Source organism: Paenibacillus marchantiophytorum (assembly GCF_014640555.1).
GTDB lineage: Bacteria > Bacillota > Bacilli > Paenibacillales > NBRC-103111 > Paenibacillus_E > Paenibacillus_E marchantiophytorum.
In genome coordinates, this window is the sequence record NZ_BMHE01000008.1 from 179158 (window position 1) to 194604 (window position 15447).

Annotated in this window: 16 protein-coding genes and 3 pseudogenes; 1 reads left to right on the top strand and 18 read right to left on the bottom strand. The window is 42.6% G+C overall.

All coding sequences use genetic code 11. The features are described 5' to 3' along the window. From IEY34_RS10805 to IEY34_RS10845, 9 genes and pseudogenes are all read right to left on the bottom strand, one after another. Window positions 1-423, bottom strand: a 423-nt coding sequence (locus IEY34_RS10805; RefSeq protein ID WP_189011242.1) for an ABC transporter ATP-binding protein, incomplete at its 3' end; no start/stop codon positions are given. 95 nt (window positions 424-518) lie between these two features. Continuing rightward, complete coding sequence (sigK, locus tag IEY34_RS10810; RefSeq protein WP_373291224.1) at window positions 519-1088, bottom strand: RNA polymerase sporulation sigma factor SigK; 570 nt, start codon at window positions 1086-1088, stop codon at window positions 519-521. 203 nt (window positions 1089-1291) lie between these two features. Further along, window positions 1292-1759: a GNAT family N-acetyltransferase gene (locus IEY34_RS10815; protein WP_189011244.1), complete on the bottom strand. Its 468-nt coding sequence runs from the start codon at window positions 1757-1759 to the stop codon at window positions 1292-1294. A 709-nt stretch (window positions 1760-2468) separates the two neighbouring features. After that, a complete protein-coding gene (locus tag IEY34_RS10820) occupies window positions 2469-2888 on the bottom strand; it encodes a hypothetical protein (RefSeq protein ID WP_189011246.1) in 420 nt (139 codons plus the stop codon). Between the two features lie 41 nt (window positions 2889-2929). Continuing rightward, window positions 2930-3607 (bottom strand): hypothetical protein, encoded by a 678-nt coding sequence (locus tag IEY34_RS10825; protein ID WP_189011248.1) that lies wholly within the window; start codon window positions 3605-3607, stop codon window positions 2930-2932. A gap of 9 nt (window positions 3608-3616) precedes the next feature. Continuing rightward, entirely contained in the window at window positions 3617-3844 is a 228-nt protein-coding gene (locus IEY34_RS10830; RefSeq protein WP_189011250.1) for a hypothetical protein, read from the bottom strand. A 31-nt stretch (window positions 3845-3875) separates the two neighbouring features. Next, the gene (locus IEY34_RS10835) at window positions 3876-4472 is read right to left on the bottom strand and encodes a hypothetical protein (protein ID WP_189011252.1); all 597 of its coding nucleotides are present in this window, start codon (window positions 4470-4472) and stop codon (window positions 3876-3878) included. A 273-nt stretch (window positions 4473-4745) separates the two neighbouring features. After that, window positions 4746-5027 (bottom strand): annotated as a pseudogene (locus IEY34_RS37795) (chorismate mutase). 133 nt (window positions 5028-5160) lie between these two features. After that, window positions 5161-5652 (bottom strand): annotated as a pseudogene (locus tag IEY34_RS10845) (GrpB family protein). 266 nt (window positions 5653-5918) lie between these two features. On the opposite strand from IEY34_RS10845, the gene IEY34_RS10850 reads away from it, so the two are divergent. Continuing rightward, the gene (locus tag IEY34_RS10850; RefSeq protein ID WP_373291220.1) at window positions 5919-7310 is read left to right on the top strand and encodes an IS4 family transposase; all 1392 of its coding nucleotides are present in this window, start codon (window positions 5919-5921) and stop codon (window positions 7308-7310) included. 25 nt (window positions 7311-7335) lie between these two features. Here IEY34_RS10850 and IEY34_RS10855 read toward each other — a convergent pair whose 3' ends face one another. The 9 genes and pseudogenes from IEY34_RS10855 to IEY34_RS10895 form a co-directional block, all read right to left on the bottom strand. Beyond that, window positions 7336-7857, bottom strand: a complete 522-nt coding sequence (locus tag IEY34_RS10855) for a GNAT family N-acetyltransferase (protein WP_229757574.1) — start codon at window positions 7855-7857, stop codon at window positions 7336-7338. A 150-nt stretch (window positions 7858-8007) separates the two neighbouring features. Next, the gene (locus IEY34_RS10860) at window positions 8008-9036 is read right to left on the bottom strand and encodes an aminoglycoside phosphotransferase family protein (protein ID WP_189011256.1); all 1029 of its coding nucleotides are present in this window, start codon (window positions 9034-9036) and stop codon (window positions 8008-8010) included. A gap of 289 nt (window positions 9037-9325) precedes the next feature. Continuing rightward, window positions 9326-9727, bottom strand: coding sequence for a hypothetical protein (locus IEY34_RS10865; protein WP_189011258.1), 402 nt, complete (start codon window positions 9725-9727; stop codon window positions 9326-9328). A gap of 132 nt (window positions 9728-9859) precedes the next feature. Continuing rightward, complete coding sequence (locus IEY34_RS10870; protein ID WP_189011260.1) at window positions 9860-11335, bottom strand: amidase family protein; 1476 nt, start codon at window positions 11333-11335, stop codon at window positions 9860-9862. A 294-nt stretch (window positions 11336-11629) separates the two neighbouring features. Then, window positions 11630-12107 (bottom strand): annotated as a pseudogene (locus IEY34_RS10875) (GNAT family N-acetyltransferase). A 209-nt stretch (window positions 12108-12316) separates the two neighbouring features. Then, the gene (locus tag IEY34_RS10880) at window positions 12317-13618 is read right to left on the bottom strand and encodes a serine hydrolase domain-containing protein (RefSeq protein WP_189011355.1); all 1302 of its coding nucleotides are present in this window, start codon (window positions 13616-13618) and stop codon (window positions 12317-12319) included. A gap of 371 nt (window positions 13619-13989) precedes the next feature. After that, window positions 13990-14238: a CPCC family cysteine-rich protein gene (locus IEY34_RS10885; protein WP_229757584.1), complete on the bottom strand. Its 249-nt coding sequence runs from the start codon at window positions 14236-14238 to the stop codon at window positions 13990-13992. A 100-nt stretch (window positions 14239-14338) separates the two neighbouring features. Beyond that, a complete protein-coding gene (locus IEY34_RS10890; protein ID WP_229757576.1) occupies window positions 14339-14887 on the bottom strand; it encodes a VOC family protein in 549 nt (182 codons plus the stop codon). 64 nt (window positions 14888-14951) lie between these two features. After that, window positions 14952-15314: a VOC family protein gene (locus tag IEY34_RS10895; protein WP_189011262.1), complete on the bottom strand. Its 363-nt coding sequence runs from the start codon at window positions 15312-15314 to the stop codon at window positions 14952-14954. Window positions 15315-15447 lie beyond the last annotated feature (133 nt).

Consider the following 15447-nt stretch of genomic DNA (forward strand, 5'->3'; position numbering starts at 1 on the left):
AGGCAAATGCTTCCTGCGATCCACCAAATCGACGGCTTCCAAAGCTTTCAAAGCAAGTGGCTCTCGTTCTTTCCGCGTCATCCCCCGATAAATTAAAGGCAACTCCACGTTCTCATATGCACTTAATCGGGGTAGTAAATTAAAGTTTTGAAACACGAATCCAATTTTCCGATTCCGTATCTCGGCCAGCTGCCAATCCTTCATCTGGTTAATCGCTTTGCCGTCAAGAACGTACGATCCCGTGTCAGACATATCCAAACACCCTATAATGTTCATCAGTGTCGACTTCCCCGAACCTGATGGCCCCATAATCGCGACAAATTCTCCTTGTTCAATTACTAATGACACATCATCCAACGCGCGGATCGTTTCCCCACCCATCACATATTGCTTACAGACATGATCAATTTGAATTAGGCTCATATCCTTCGCCTCCATTCTGCGATCCCAAGATCCCTAACAATGAAGAATGCGACTATACGAAACGTGTTGAAAATGATAATCCTAACCTAGCAGTCTTAACGTTTGGCCTTATAAAATTCATGATATAGCTTCATCAAGGCCCGCTTCTCAATCCGCGACACATACGAACGCGAAATCCCCAGCTCCTTCGCGATCTCCCGCTGCGTCCGTTCTTCGCCGCCAAGCTCCAAACCAAACCGACCGACAACAACTTCCTTCTCGCGGTCATCCAAAATCTCTAAATTTTTATATATCTTCGACTTCTCAATCTTTAACTGTACCGCATCCACCACATCGTCAGCCTCGCTCCCGAGGATGTCGATGAGCGTAATCTCGTTCCCCTCTTTGTCTGTTCCGATCGGGTCGTGCAAGGATACGTCTTTACGTGTTTTCTTCAAGGAGCGCAGATGCATCAAGATCTCATTTTCGATGCAACGTGCAGCAAAAGTCGCCAGCTTCGTGCCCTTATTCGGTGAAAAAGATTCGATAGCTTTAATCAGACCAATCGTGCCGATGGAGATCAAATCTTCCAAATCTTCACCTGTGTTGTCGAATTTTTTGAGGTTATGGACACGAAGCAACGTAAATTTCTTCAGATAATAAAATGTTAGACTGATTCTCCATATTTAAAAACGGCAGCCATGGACTAAAAAATGAAGTCTAGACTGCCGCTTGTATTAAACTATTGTTTCCGTTAGAGCTCAACGAGTTAGTCATTCTTAAATTTAGAACGATGCTACTCATTAATTGAGAAGGCAACCGACCAATTTACGTCAGTAGCAATTTCATATATAAGATATAGGTTCTCATGATTACGGAAACGTGGTAATTATATCGCTTTCTTCATTACTACAGTCTTTACTGGGAAACCATTTGGATTATCTACTACTTCTTCTTTTGTAACAATAAATCCAACTGATTTATATAACTGTATGTTTTGTGGCATAGACATCCGAACCCTGCATGTAATCTCTGATTTTCCATGCTTTTCAGCGTATTCTTCGAGCCAATTTATTATTGATTTAGCAATGCCTATCCCTCTTGCTTCAGGAGAGACGGAAAGACGTGAGAAATAAAGTGATTTCTCCTCAGTTTTAAATCTAACAGAACCCAAAGGAATCTCATCACTAAAATAAAGCAACGCTTTTTCAGTTCCATTTTTTAATGACTCTTCAATTGAAACAATCGTCTCATTAAGAGCACTTGAAGGAACATCAATATTTCTAAATTCCTCGAACGCAAGTAACATAATTTTATGGACCAAATAAGCATCTTTCTCTTCCGCCAGTCGAATCATCGGTTATCCTCCAAAAAATATTATTTCATAATTATTCCATTTCCAATTCTGGAATTCCTCCATGGTTACTTCAGTATTCTGCCCGTTACTTGAACGAACAAAAAATAGGAGCCCCGCGAGGCAAGCTCCTTCACTATCGGTTTGCGTTAGCGGAATAAGCTACTCATATTACCTTTTACCCTAGCCAAGCCTCTTTTGGTGATGTCAGTAAATAATACTTCCAAATTATTCCCCAGTAATTTGGAGGCCACTGAAAAAGTCCGTTTTTTTAAAGAAAATAAAATATCAGAAAAAAACGAGCCTCCAGAATCGCTTCTAAGGCTCGTTTCGTATTTAGGGAGACATTTTTGATCCCCCTAATTTCTTAGTTTTTTCAAAAACATTGGTTTTTCAGTGGCCTCAGTAATTTGACATCCTCTTTTTGTTTTATTCATTACTGTAACGGTTTTTCTGGCACCCACACGATGCCGCTGTAAGTTGAAATATGATACCAATTGCCCCCTTGTGGGGAAACCCCACTTTGCAAAAGACATGGCATCTTGATCTTTAAGTTATGCTTTAACATATCTTTCCTCCGGTAATCTGCAATTTAGCTCAACAAGGCCGCCGTTGCGCCGGCAGCCTCATCCTGTTTGTTTATTAAAATCTCGTTCCTGTTAACTAATCAACTTATCCATGGCGTAGAGCTGAGCAAGTAAGCTACGCCCCATCACTCTTCTTTCACCGAGATCGTCTGCTTCCAAACGATCCGCTCACCGACACTCACAACCACGTCCACCTGGTGCTGACCAGGCGGTAGTGGACGTGATGCGGTCAGCCGAAACAGCGACGTTACCGCATCCGGACCGCGGTTCGACCCGGATACGACGGCATCCTCGAGCGATATGAGGCTGTCTCCTCCGTGGTCGCCATCGACCTCGAGCGACATCAGCATCGGGATGCGCCCGGCCGCTTTTTCCGACGGGCTAAGCCATTCGTACAAGAACGCCTGCAGGTTAATGTGCCCGCCGCTTATGGGGTCCGAGAGCGTCCCCAGCTCCACCTTATAGTCTTTCTCATACAAATAGAAAATGTTCGCATTGTCCGGTACGGTTTGCTCGAGTCCGAACAATGTGCGCGCATCGCGCAAGCTGACGTACCAGTCGTTGTCTGTATGCCGAGGGAAGTCCTTCAATTGGGCGATGCGCTGTATGGAGCCGTGCCAATACACCGTGGCGGTGCGAAAGCCGACTCCAGCATGAACGAATAGTCTCCCTGACTGTAGGTGACGGCATCTGCATAAGGCACCTTAACCGCTTCAAAACGAAGCTCATTTGCAAGCAGGCCAGCTTCCAAATAATGTGTTCCATCTTCGGTATACCCGATCTTCTTTTCATTAAAGACCTTCAGTTTGCCTTCAATGTCCTTCACTATGCCAACTCCGAGTATAGTGCCGGGCAAAACCTGAATGGCCGTATTCGCGTCCTCATCCCATATTCGTAATTGCTCGCCATATGAAGGCGAGATCCAGCCCGTGCGACCATCAACACTTACCCTCAGCCATTTGATTCCACTTGGATCATCCCATGCCTCCGCCGCTTCCACTGTCTGCTGTCGCAGTAGCAGTGTAGAGCCAGTAAACGGCACGCCAGGATAACGCTCTAGCTCGTACTGATCCTTCAGAGCTACCTTCCAATGTACGGGCACCGCCGACTCAGGTTCGGCATACCCCTTGTTGATCCACCCCGTCCCTTTTGAACTGTGCACATGGTACCATGTCCCTGCAGGCCAGTTTGAATAGTATCCGAAGCCTACCCACAGCGGCTCCTCTATTTTTTCGAAAGTCGTGACTTCCTCGTCTTTCAGCAAGGCAAGCTCCTACAATTTCTCATCCCAAATGTCAGCGATGAGCGGAGTCTCACTTGTCAACCGCACCGTCTCGCCTTTCGAGATCATCTCTATGCCTTTGTCGCGAGTCCATACCTGACCGCCGTCAGTTTGGATTTCGTAACCCCGGTCGTACACCGTCGAATACTCGCCGATGACGGTGTAGTCACCCTTAAGAGCAACCGCTTTGGTGTCGTCAGGAGAGTAGACCCCCAGCAAGCCGGTAGTATCGCGTTTTGCGTACTGCCCGTTATAATGTATTTTCCGTTGCACCTTCTGTACCGAACCCAATTCGATTGATCGGAATATGCGCCCATAGATCGCCGAGCCATGTCGTATGAATTTGAATCCAGGCCTTGCTCTTCGGATCGTTCGTGTAAAACCACTGTTTCTCCGCACCTACGACCTGAACTGCTTGCGGAGAGAGTGTTGCTACCGAGCCGCCGTCTTCGCTTTGGCTCTCATACAGCGGCGTCTCCTCCAGAAGCGTGACGCTCTCAGGCGGAGCGATGTCGATGTCCCACGGTTTCGGGATAATCCAGCGTGGTCCGAACATCGTCTCGATTTGCCACGTGGTTCCGCTGACCGACCACGAGGGCTCAGTCTTCAGCACTTTGACCATCTGCGGTGCGAATACTCCCTCCGGTTTGTCGTCCGACCGATTGGGGGGACTAGCATAATAGGGCGTATCGGATAGCAGCTCAATCTCCGCTGGAATGCGAAGTCCGTCCGGAGCGTAAGGGCCGCCGAGCAATGCCTCGGCATGTACTCTCGGTATTCCGCAGGTAAAGCTGACACCGGCGATCAGCATCGCTGTGGCAATGACAAGCATTGAATTTCTAATCATTGAGATTTCCATCCTCGCTTCATGATTTTTCCAATAAATAGACTTCGGGAACCGACCAACTCCTAAATGTTTATCTAAAATAATGCCAATTAACTTTCATTTCTCTTCTCTAAACGTTTCTCGATCAAAACACACGAAAAATTATCGCCTAAAATTTGGAATATAGTATTAGACGTTATTCTGTTACAAAAGTTTCAATAACAACTTAAAAGGAACAGTTACCAATCGGCAAACTACTCCTTTTTGTTAAAACTATTGTACTCGTTAGCGCAATCATCTTTCCATTGTTAATAACTCTTGATGCCGAGAAATTACCATATCTATAATACGTCTATATATTTCAGATGAGTAATCAGGATTTAAACCATTCTGATTCGAAAGCTGAATGATCCTCTGAAACTGTTGAGATTCACGGTTAGTATCTTAGGCATTTAGATGATTCTTCGATTTATATATTCCAACTTCTTCTGTATATTTAAACCTTTGAGCTAATAAAGTAATTATTTTTTGGTCAATTTCGTCAATGTTCTTCCTCAGTTCATCTAGCTGTGTCATAAAATGCACCTCCCTTTACAGAAAACTCTGTAATACAATTTATTCCATGCTAAATTGCCTTATCCTGCCCGTTACATCAAAAAACACAAATAAGGATCTGACGTGAAGCAGATCCTTAACTATCGTTCTTTCGTTAGCTTAACAACTGATTCCTTCTGCGTTCTCCCCAAGTTAATGCTTCTTCAACCAATTTATCTATTTTCTTTTCTTTCTCTTGTTGATATTCTTCATTTGGTAATGATTCTAATATTTTCAACTTTAGTTGACCGTATTTTTCAGCTTCTTGAGGATGTGCTAATAAGTATGCTTTAAAAAGTACATGATGTGTTCGTGGAAAATCCCCTTTTGTGAAATATCTCCTATTAGGTATTCCATTTTCTCCTCTTACTCGCTAACCCGCTTTTATCATTTGTTCGTTATACAAATTCACTTGCTCGATATCTTTTACTATTATCAAAATGTCGATGATTGGTTTTGCATAAACAATTGATGGAACAGAGGTACTACCAACATGGTGTATTTCAAATATTTCTGCTTGAAAAATATCCGTTAAAGCTTTTGACTCAATCTCATATTGATGCTTCCATTCGTTTGTCCAAGGTGTAATTTCCCATTTTCTTTTCATGGTTTACTCCCTCCATAGGTCAACAATACCACTTAAATCTTTATGGCTACAAGATTACCTTTTTATTTCGCATAACGGCCCGTTAGCAGAACGCAGCTGCCGAATCTACGCCGGCAGCCGCGTTTTAATTAATTATTGACTCAACTTTCTCACTTTAAAATGCTCAATGAACCCTTGATCTAACAAGGAATTGTCACGAAAAAGAACAGAAAAACACCCATTCCTTTGGTAAAATTAAGATACCACTCTAAACCCACCAAGGAAGGATGTTTTCCATGTCTATCGTATCAAATCCCTCGGCTTCTGAACAGCAGTTAACTTCACAAGTAGATCAATTTTTCGTACAGCACCGAATTAGCAAATTACTCAAGCAATCTAATTTTTTCAAAGAATGTGGATTTACATGCTTTGAACTCTTTAAATTCATCTTTCTGTTGGTCTTTGGCAACAAGAATCTGTATCAAACTTTGAAAAAGGAAGATGACACAGCACGTCCAGGAAAAGATAGTCTCTACCGTTTTCTGAATTCAAGTCGGTTCAACTGGCGTAAATTCTTGCTGCGTTTAAGCTGTGGACTCATTCAAACCAAGTTAAGTCCCTTATCATCGGGCGAATGTGTGAAGGTACTTATTCTCGATGATTCGCTCTTTTCACGCGCACGTAGTAAAGCCGTTGAATTACTTGCTAACGTACATGACCATACAACTGGCAAGTTTGTTCGTGGATTTCGCATGCTGACCCTAGGCTGGTCAGATGGAAATACATTTGTTCCGCTTTGTTTTTCGCTGCTGAGCTCACATAAGCAAGAGAATCGCTATGTTGAAATGAGCACGGACAACGACAAACGAACGGTTGGTTACAAACGCCGTGAAGAAAGTATGATGAAATCCTCGGTGGCTTTATTGGAGTTGTTAGAGCAGGCACTTGCTGCTGGCGTTCAGGCTTCCTATTTACTTTTTGACAGTTGGTTCAGCTTTCCATCCACCATCATGAATGTTTTAAAGCAAGGCATTCACGTTATTTGTATGCTTAAAGCAATGCCCAAAGTGTTCTATACCTACAATGGAGCCAAATTCAACTTGAATGGGCTGTACAAAGAAGTGCGCAAAAAGCGAGGAAAGGCAAAGATATTAGCCTCCGTCGTCGTCATTCTTGGAGTCGACGAGAGCGATCAAGAAGTCAACGCTAGGATCGTATTTGTTCGAGACCGAAATCGGTCGAAACAATGGCTAGCCCTGCTCTCCACCGACATCAACCTGACTGATGAAGAAATAGTTCGCATCTACGGTAAACGCTGGGATATCGAGGTTTTCTTCAAGATGAACAAATCCTATTTGCGACTGGCTAAAGAATTTCAAGGGCGTTCCTACGATATGATGTTTGCTCATACGACCCTTGTTTTTACACGCTATCTTTTTCTTGCGATGGAAACCAGAGAGAACAAAGATCAACGCACTTTAGGTCATTTATTCTATGTATGCTGTGACGAACTTGAGGATATCAAGCTAGCCACAACTTTAATGCTCTTAGTTGATTTGTTAAAACAAGCCATTCAAGAAGTTCTTTTGCTCACTGAAGAACAATTTCAGGAGATATTTGATAGGTTTACAGCCAGTTTGCCCAAGTTCTACAAGGGTTTATTAGGTATTTCAGGGTGAGAAAGTTGAGTTATTGAGCTATCGTTCACCGTCCCCAATGTTCTCGAAGCAAGAAATAATATATCAACTGGTCTCTTAATTCTATTTCTCTTTCAAAATTTAGTTTTCGAAGTAAGTTTATTGATCTGTCATTTTCTTGCTCCACCGTAGCTTCAATTATATTCAAGCTCATCTCTTTGAAACCAAACTCTATTACAGGCTTCAATGCTTCTTGCATAATTCCTTTTCCCCAATATCCTCTTGCTAGATCAAACCCGATTTCAGCTCTAGGTTGTTCTCCCTGAAACCAGCAATGGAAGCCACAAGTTCCAATAAACTCAGCATCACTCTTGCTATAAATCCCCCAGCGACAACCCGAATCTTCTATGTGAAATCTTATGATTTCTTCAGCTTCGTTTCTATCTTTACATGGACTTATATCCATAAATCTTGTAACATTTTCATCTGAAAAGTGATTAAAGACGGATTCGATGTCGTCTAAAGTAAGAATAGCCAGTTTCAACCTGTCTGTCTCAATATCAGGAAATATAAGATTTGAATTGGACAATCTTTTGCCCTCCATTAAGTAAATTTTGTTATCTAAATAATACCACATTTTGGAACTTACCAGGCAATTTACTTCAACGGACAACGGCAGCCGATAGTATGCCGGCTGCCGTCGTGTTGTGATTGAACTATCGTTTTGCGTTAGTTCAGGCTATGTAACCAGATGTGACCATCCAGGGTTGGTCTTCATTTCATAGATTTTTTGGAGAGTATGGACATGCTTCGTCTTCTCGTCATCAGCTTCTGTGTGGAGATACCCCTCTACAAGCCTGTACCCGAATACGAGAAGAATTATCTCATAGACACAATGATCGGCGATTCGGGATACATGTGCATACTCCGAAAAGCCTTTGTAATACGCGGGGGCGCATCGCTGGTAGTATTCGACCATGTGATCGATATCCGGTTCATCCGCGATCAGGCTTGCGAGATCCTCGCCCAGGTAGCCCCATCCGCTGGTATCCCAGTCGATGAGCGCGATATTCCCTTCAGCATAGATCAGGTTGGTTACCCAGAAGTCCCGGTGGCATAGCACGAGGGGCAATTTTTCGATACGGGCGAATATCTCGTCTGCTTGTTCATCGATGTCGATGAGCATTTGCCGCACGTGCAGCGGGAATTCGCAGTCCTCCGAGCGTATATAATCGTAGACGACCGGCCATGACCGATAATGCAGGTACGTATTCTTCATGAGATCCGCATGGCTCAGGTTGGTCAGGCTCTGCAGCACGGCGGGCTGCTCCGCATACAACTTGCCTTGAAAGCGCCCTAACTCCAGCGCGGCCTTTTCATACATGTCACCGGTCAAGTCTAAACCGGTTACGCCATCGATATATTCCAGCCACAGCTGGTATTCATTTTCTTCGGCATTGAGCTCGGCGTGATAACATGTCGGCCAGCGGAGGGCTTGCGAGAACGTCGCTCCCAAGTCAGACGAATAGAGATCATATTCCCGACGCCATGAGCCCGGATCGCCGTAACGCTCCCATTTATTCTGGATTTTCAGCACTATACGGTACGGCAATCTTTTGCCATCCACGCTTTCGGCGATCCCCGTTACTAGGTACACATTTCCCACAGTTCCGCCCTGTAACGGCATAGTTTGGCAGTCGGCAGAGATGATATCCGTCTTGAACCGTTGGTTTAAAGCGTAAATCAGCTTTTCAAGTTCAATATTCATTTATTCCTCCGTTTGCATACTCCACATGGCGAGAGTTTTGTTTCGAGTTCTCTTGTCGATGAGGTAGCTCGTATTATCCTGGATATACTCGTTATCATGCTGCGGGGCATAGAAACCCATCTATTGAGAAGAAAACAGCCGTTAAACCAGCTGCTTAGATGATTATATCAAATGTAATCCCTAATTTTGGGAAGACTTTAGTTATAACTATTCTGCCCGTTAACGTAATGGAGACTGCCATTTGTGCCGGCAGCCTCGTTTCTGTATTGAGCTATAGTTATCCGTTAGTTTAGTAAACGTACTTGGAAAAAAGCCCCCAGTAGGCATAATCATAGGTCTTTGGTTGCTGAATAAGGTACTTAGAGCGTTTGATCCAGTCATTTAGTTTTACCGATTTAGCTGTCATTTCCACTTTTTCTAATAACACAGATAGCCTCGCTGTTTCTTTAATTTCTCCTGACTTAACGATATCTCCTGTGAAAACGTAGAGGCTGCTAAGAAAAAATGAAGTGTGATATTCATTGCAGTTCTCGTCGTCAATAAATGAACAGATCATCGGTATATTTTCAAAACTATTTACAGCCAACTCCCAATCTTGATCTGGAATCTTCTCATCACTGTATGCCCATGCTCTTATTTCTTCCGGAGTAGGATTCCAGGCATGTTGTGCGTCTCTAAAAATAATCTCCATCCCCTTTCATTTTCCTTATTTGTGTAAATAACCAATATTACCATAATTGGTTATTGTTCATTACGATACTTGAACAGGCTAAGGAATATGCCGGCAAGCTGTTTTATTATTGAGCTATAGTTCCTCGTTAGCTTAGCCCATTTCTGGCTGAAGACGGAATAGTGTTGCCTGCTCAAAACTATAAGCGATGCTGATTAGCGTGGGCTCACTGAAAGCCCTCCCGGAAAAGACAACACCAAATGGACCCTGCGTCGAATCGCCATCAGCATCAATTGTTCCTTTTGCTGAATAACCGGCGGGCACCGTGATAAGGGGATACCCTAACCGGGCAGCAATGTACATGCCATCAATGTCACCGGGTAACATTAAAGCATCTAAGCCGTGTTGATCGAGTACATAGTCAATCCCTTGCGTTACAGCCGGATGGTTATATTCTTGTCGTTTAAGTTGATATGTTATCTCGTTTAGCGCATTTTGTTCCGAGCGAATCAGATTATCTTGGCCAAACTTCAATGCGGATGCAGCGTGTTTCTGATTATAAGCTATTAGATCTTGAAGAGAGTGCACGGGCATATCCGAGTTCAACTTAGATAAATAGCGATTCAGGCCTGTTTTGAATTCGTAGCAGATAACATCATTGTTCCATGGATGCTGTTCCAAATGGAGGTCCACAAGATCGATAACTGTAGCACCTTGCTCACGCAGAACATTAATGGCGGATTCCATGATGGAAAGTCTTTCTTCATCCAACGACCGATAGTAATGTCTGGGAATCCCAATACGAGTTTTACGCAGAAAGTCTCGGTCGAGATAAGTTGTGTAATCATGAAAAGTACGATGCGGGTTAGTCCAAGTTGCCTTATCGTTTTCGTCAATCCCGACGATTGCCCCAAGTAGAATCGCTGCATCTGTGACTGTCTTTGAAATCGGTCCTGGCGTATCCTGACTTATAGAGATTGGGATAATGCCGCTGCGGCTCGCAAGCCCTACAGTAGGTTTTATTCCGACGAGAAAGTGTTGGCTGGCCGGCCCAATAATCGAACCTGCGGTTTCTGTTCCGATCGCTGCTGCTGTCAAGCTCGCCGCTACGGCTGCAGCCGAGCCTGAACTTGATCCGCTGACGAAGAGCTTGCCAGGTCCATATGGATTCAAAACATATCCTCCTCTGGAACTGTATCCAGCTGGCATACGATTGGACATAAAATTCGACCACTCGGTCATATTGGCCTTACCTAGAAGAACAGCACCTGCAGCCCGGATTTTTGCGGCTACGAACGCATCTTCAGGAGCAAACGACTCAGCTAATGCGATTGAACCAGCGCTCGTATGCAACCGGTCGTGCGTGTCGATGTTATCCTTGAGCAGGATAGGAATTCCGTGCAGAGGCCCCCTACTACCTGTTGTATTTCGCTCAAGATCAAGATTCCTTGCTATTTCAAGAGCATCTGGATTGATCTCTAATATGGCATTTATCAGAGGATTATACCTATGAATGCGTTCGATATATGCAAGCACGAGGGCTTCGGATGTACATTCACCCGATGACATTGCCTTTTGCATACTCACCAAATCGGCTTCATGTATCCAATCTTGTAAGTTGATACCCATATATTAAAATACCTCCGGTACTGGTAAATTTTCGGACAACAGTAATATGGTAACATGCTGCCTTGCCAAGAGTATAGGTAAAGTTTTGATTAGATAAGAATGTATCGGTTGAGCATCGTAGTAAAGCTTGTATTTTGCCGAACGTCAATGTTGTAACTAAAGTAATCTGCCCGTTACTTCAATGAAACAAGGGACAGCTGCCTGCCGCGGCGATCTGTCCCTTGTTTTTGCACTACAGTTCCTCGTTAGCGGAATGGCCCTTCCTTTGAGCTCGCTTAATGGTGTGACAGCAAATTAGAGGCACAAAACGGTTATTGATTCGTAGTTGAAGACTTCACCGTTGTCACGGAAGCCGAAACTTTCATAAAGCCTTTTGGCAGCGACGTTTTCGGATTTATAAGGGATCCAGCAGTAATGTGCTGGCCCTGCTGGAAAGGTGCGAATAAATTCCAAGATTTTTTTCATAGCTTCCCGACCATAACCCCGGTTCTGGTATTGCTTGTCAATCATCAGTCGCATGATGCAATAGTTATCTTCTGCGATTGACGGTTCTTCGTATCCAGTGATTCCATAAGCCAACATAACAAACCCGACCGGCTGTTCATCCGGCGTAAATGACAAATGGGAATGGATGTCCTCCATTGGTTACAAGGACATAACAAGAAGCAACGCTTGACAGATTAGACGCAACAAAGTGTCGTTGGTCCTCTGAAACTTCCAATTTAAACATGGCACGCCGATTTTCCAGTGTGATTTTTCTGAGCGTAATCATGCAGGACTTCTCCCTTCTTCCCTTTTATTGTAATTCAAACTTTTGCCAACAACTCGCATACGGAATTTAAGACAAATATCTACTTCTGTAAATATAAAGATTGCTGCGCGATGGAAGCTGCTCAACTATCGTTCCTCGTTAGAATTCCTGTATAGTGATATGTCTTATAGCAGGGATCGGGGGAAGTTCCCCTGAGAGGGACTTCCATGTTAAATTGTTCCTTCCGCTAAATTATCTTTCCTTGCACGATCCTGCAATGTATACCCGAAGAACTGCGGCTTGTTATTTTGATCAAATGTTATCTGGTAAGGCTTAAACTGGTCGTAATATCTTCTTGCAAATTGATCTTCCCCTACCGGGTATATTTCAATATGCAAATTGCCTTTAAATCTAGTAAAATAAAACTTTCCGTTAATGAGCTCGATCTGAATTTTGTTTTTCAAATAAGTGCCGCAATAATGTTCCTGCTTATTTTGACTTAGCGAGATTTCTTGAAACTTGGCAGGAGCATCCACTTCAACACCATGTAAAATATCTGAAATGACATTGCCCAACTTGTACTGATTGATGCATTCGTTATTGGAAAGAATGATGATGCAAAGATCCTCATCGAAGAAGCTTTGCATGTAGGTTGTAATCCCCATATTATCCCCTCCATGCGAAAACTTGTCTGTACCGTACATATATGAATGTTCTAGGCCATAACAGTAATGATTGAGATTTTCCCTGAAAAATCGGTTGTGAGCTTCTTCCGATAACATTTTTCGGTCCCTCAAACATTGATACCACTTAAATAGGTCTTCGCAGTTTGACACTATTGCACCTGCACCAATACTGAATTTTTCGTTGCTATATGGTGCTTTGATATAACGATCATAATCTATGACATAGTTAAATGATCTGCCGTCAATAATTTTATCCCCATCATCAACAGTTGTATGGGCCATATGTAATGGCTCAAATATGTTCCTGCTCAGAAATTCGTCATAGCTCATATCGGACACATGCTCAATAATCCAAGCAAGCAAATGATAGTTGGAATTATTGTAGTCATATCGTTCACTCGGATTGTGTGTTGGCTGCCTATTAATATACTTTGCGAAAAACTCATCCTTCGAATAACTCAACCGATTCTCTTCGCCAAAAAAATTACTTTCAAAGTTTATATAATTATAAAGGCCGGAGGTATGCGAGAGAAGATGATGGACGGTAATTTGGTCTGAAATCTTCATGTTCGGTGGAAGGTACCGATTGGCGGGCTGATCAATGTCCAGCTGTTTCCTGTCATGCAAGAGCATTATGGCAAAAGCGGTAAATTGCTTTGACACAGAAGCTAGGGAAAACCGCGACTCCACATGATTTGTGATACCAAGCTCGAGGCAGGCATAGCCGCCGCTTCTTTCGAACACTACTTCCCCTTTCTGAATCACCTGGATCACTCCAAAAAAGTCCCACGAATCCAAGTATTGATTGACATACTTCTGGAGTTTATCAATGTATGACTTGTTCATTAAATTCACCTCACATTTTAGTGTTTGGATTGTTACCCCAACCCAATGTAAGGATACTGGTTTTTGCAATAAAGATATAGACTTATGTTTTTCTGTCGTTTATAATATTATTGTAAGGGGCTGGAAATTGCCCCCTTGCTTAAATTATGTCTAAAAAAGATCGCGCCACAATTTATGTGGCGTTTTTTGTTAATTTTTGTTACGTAGACATATTTCATCAGAATAGTACTTAATCCACTTTGTTCGCACTAACCTGCCAGTTACTTGAATGATCAAAAAAAGGAGCTGCCCCGATGCAAGCTCCTTCACTATCGTTTTTCGTTAGCGCAACAGGTAGTAAATTATAATTTGCTACCGTACTCTTAGCTGAATTACTTTATGTTGTTTATAGGAAGTTCTTCTAAAGGTTCTCTTACCACTCCTTTGAATTGTTCCTTACAAACGCCAAATTTATTGAAGTTTACTCTTGCTTGGTTCAAAGAAATGCGATTTGCACCACTTATTTTTTCAGGCTTATCATGCGCTACTCCATCATACTGCCAGAAGCATACCCCACAGATTTCAAAGAAAGCCTCTTCCATGCTAGCGAAAGTAAAATAGTCGCAACAAGGACATTGCACTCTCAATATTCTTGCCCCTTCCTCATTAGTACAACTTAGTTTTACTTACAATTTTTCGTTCACATTTAGCTATCGTATCCGTTAGTTCAATACGACCTTCTTAAAAAGTTAACTCGCAATCTCTATTTTCCCATACATCAAATAAGTTTCCATCTAAGTCCTCAAAGACAAAAAACTTACCGTAGATACCTTCATCACAGATATTCCTTACAGTAACTCCTTCTAAAGATAATCGATTATGTATTGATGCAATGTCATCAGTAAAGAATGTAATAACCCATCTAGTTCGCCCTTTTACTTCAAAAACAGCTCTTGTGTCATTATCCGTTTCAGTCAAAACAAGTATTGGGCGGTTCTCTTTGAATAAACTTAAATCAGTACCTCTATCATTTCTGATATTAAAGCCAAAATGATTTACAAACCATTCCCCTGATTTTTTGACATCCGCAACAGGAACTACATTATAGGCAATTCCCATAATTCTCCCATTCTCCATATAATCACTCCTTAAAAGTTCTAGAGCAATTAATTTCAGCAATCGCGTCAATTTGAACCATGAAACCCATATCCGAATGAGCAATAGTCCTTGCAGGGTACGGCTGCTTAAAATACTTCTTAATAATACTCTGCCCGTTACTTCAACAGACAAGACAACGGCTCTTGGTTGTGTGCCGACTGCCATCGTGTCGTGATTGAACTATAGTTTCCGTTAGTTACAATTGAATGACACTGATCATATTTCCGTTATTATCAGTAAGATCAAACCGTTTAGGTTCACCGTTCCTTACCTCTGAAACCGTCACTCCATCTTTCTCGAGTCTAGCTCGCACTTCTTCTACATCCTTCACAACAAAATTGAATGGAGTGTATTTATTAATTGGTTCAAAGTCTGAGATTTGCACTAAATGAAATCCGCAGTTAGGGGCTATTGCTAATCCAGCCATTCTTTCATTACTCCAACGCAAACCGAACCCAAACATGGTTTGGTACCACACTAACGAATCCTGAAGATTCTTCACAGGTAAAAAGACTGCATCAATACGGTCAACAAACTGTTCAACAACTTGTTTACTCACTGAAAAACCACCTTATATAGAAAGTATGTTTCCTCATCATAATACAGCACATTTGTTCCTATGTAAATTTTTCCCTTTTTGTAATTAAACTGCCCGTTAGTTGAGAAAAGGCAGCCGATTCATATGGCCGGCT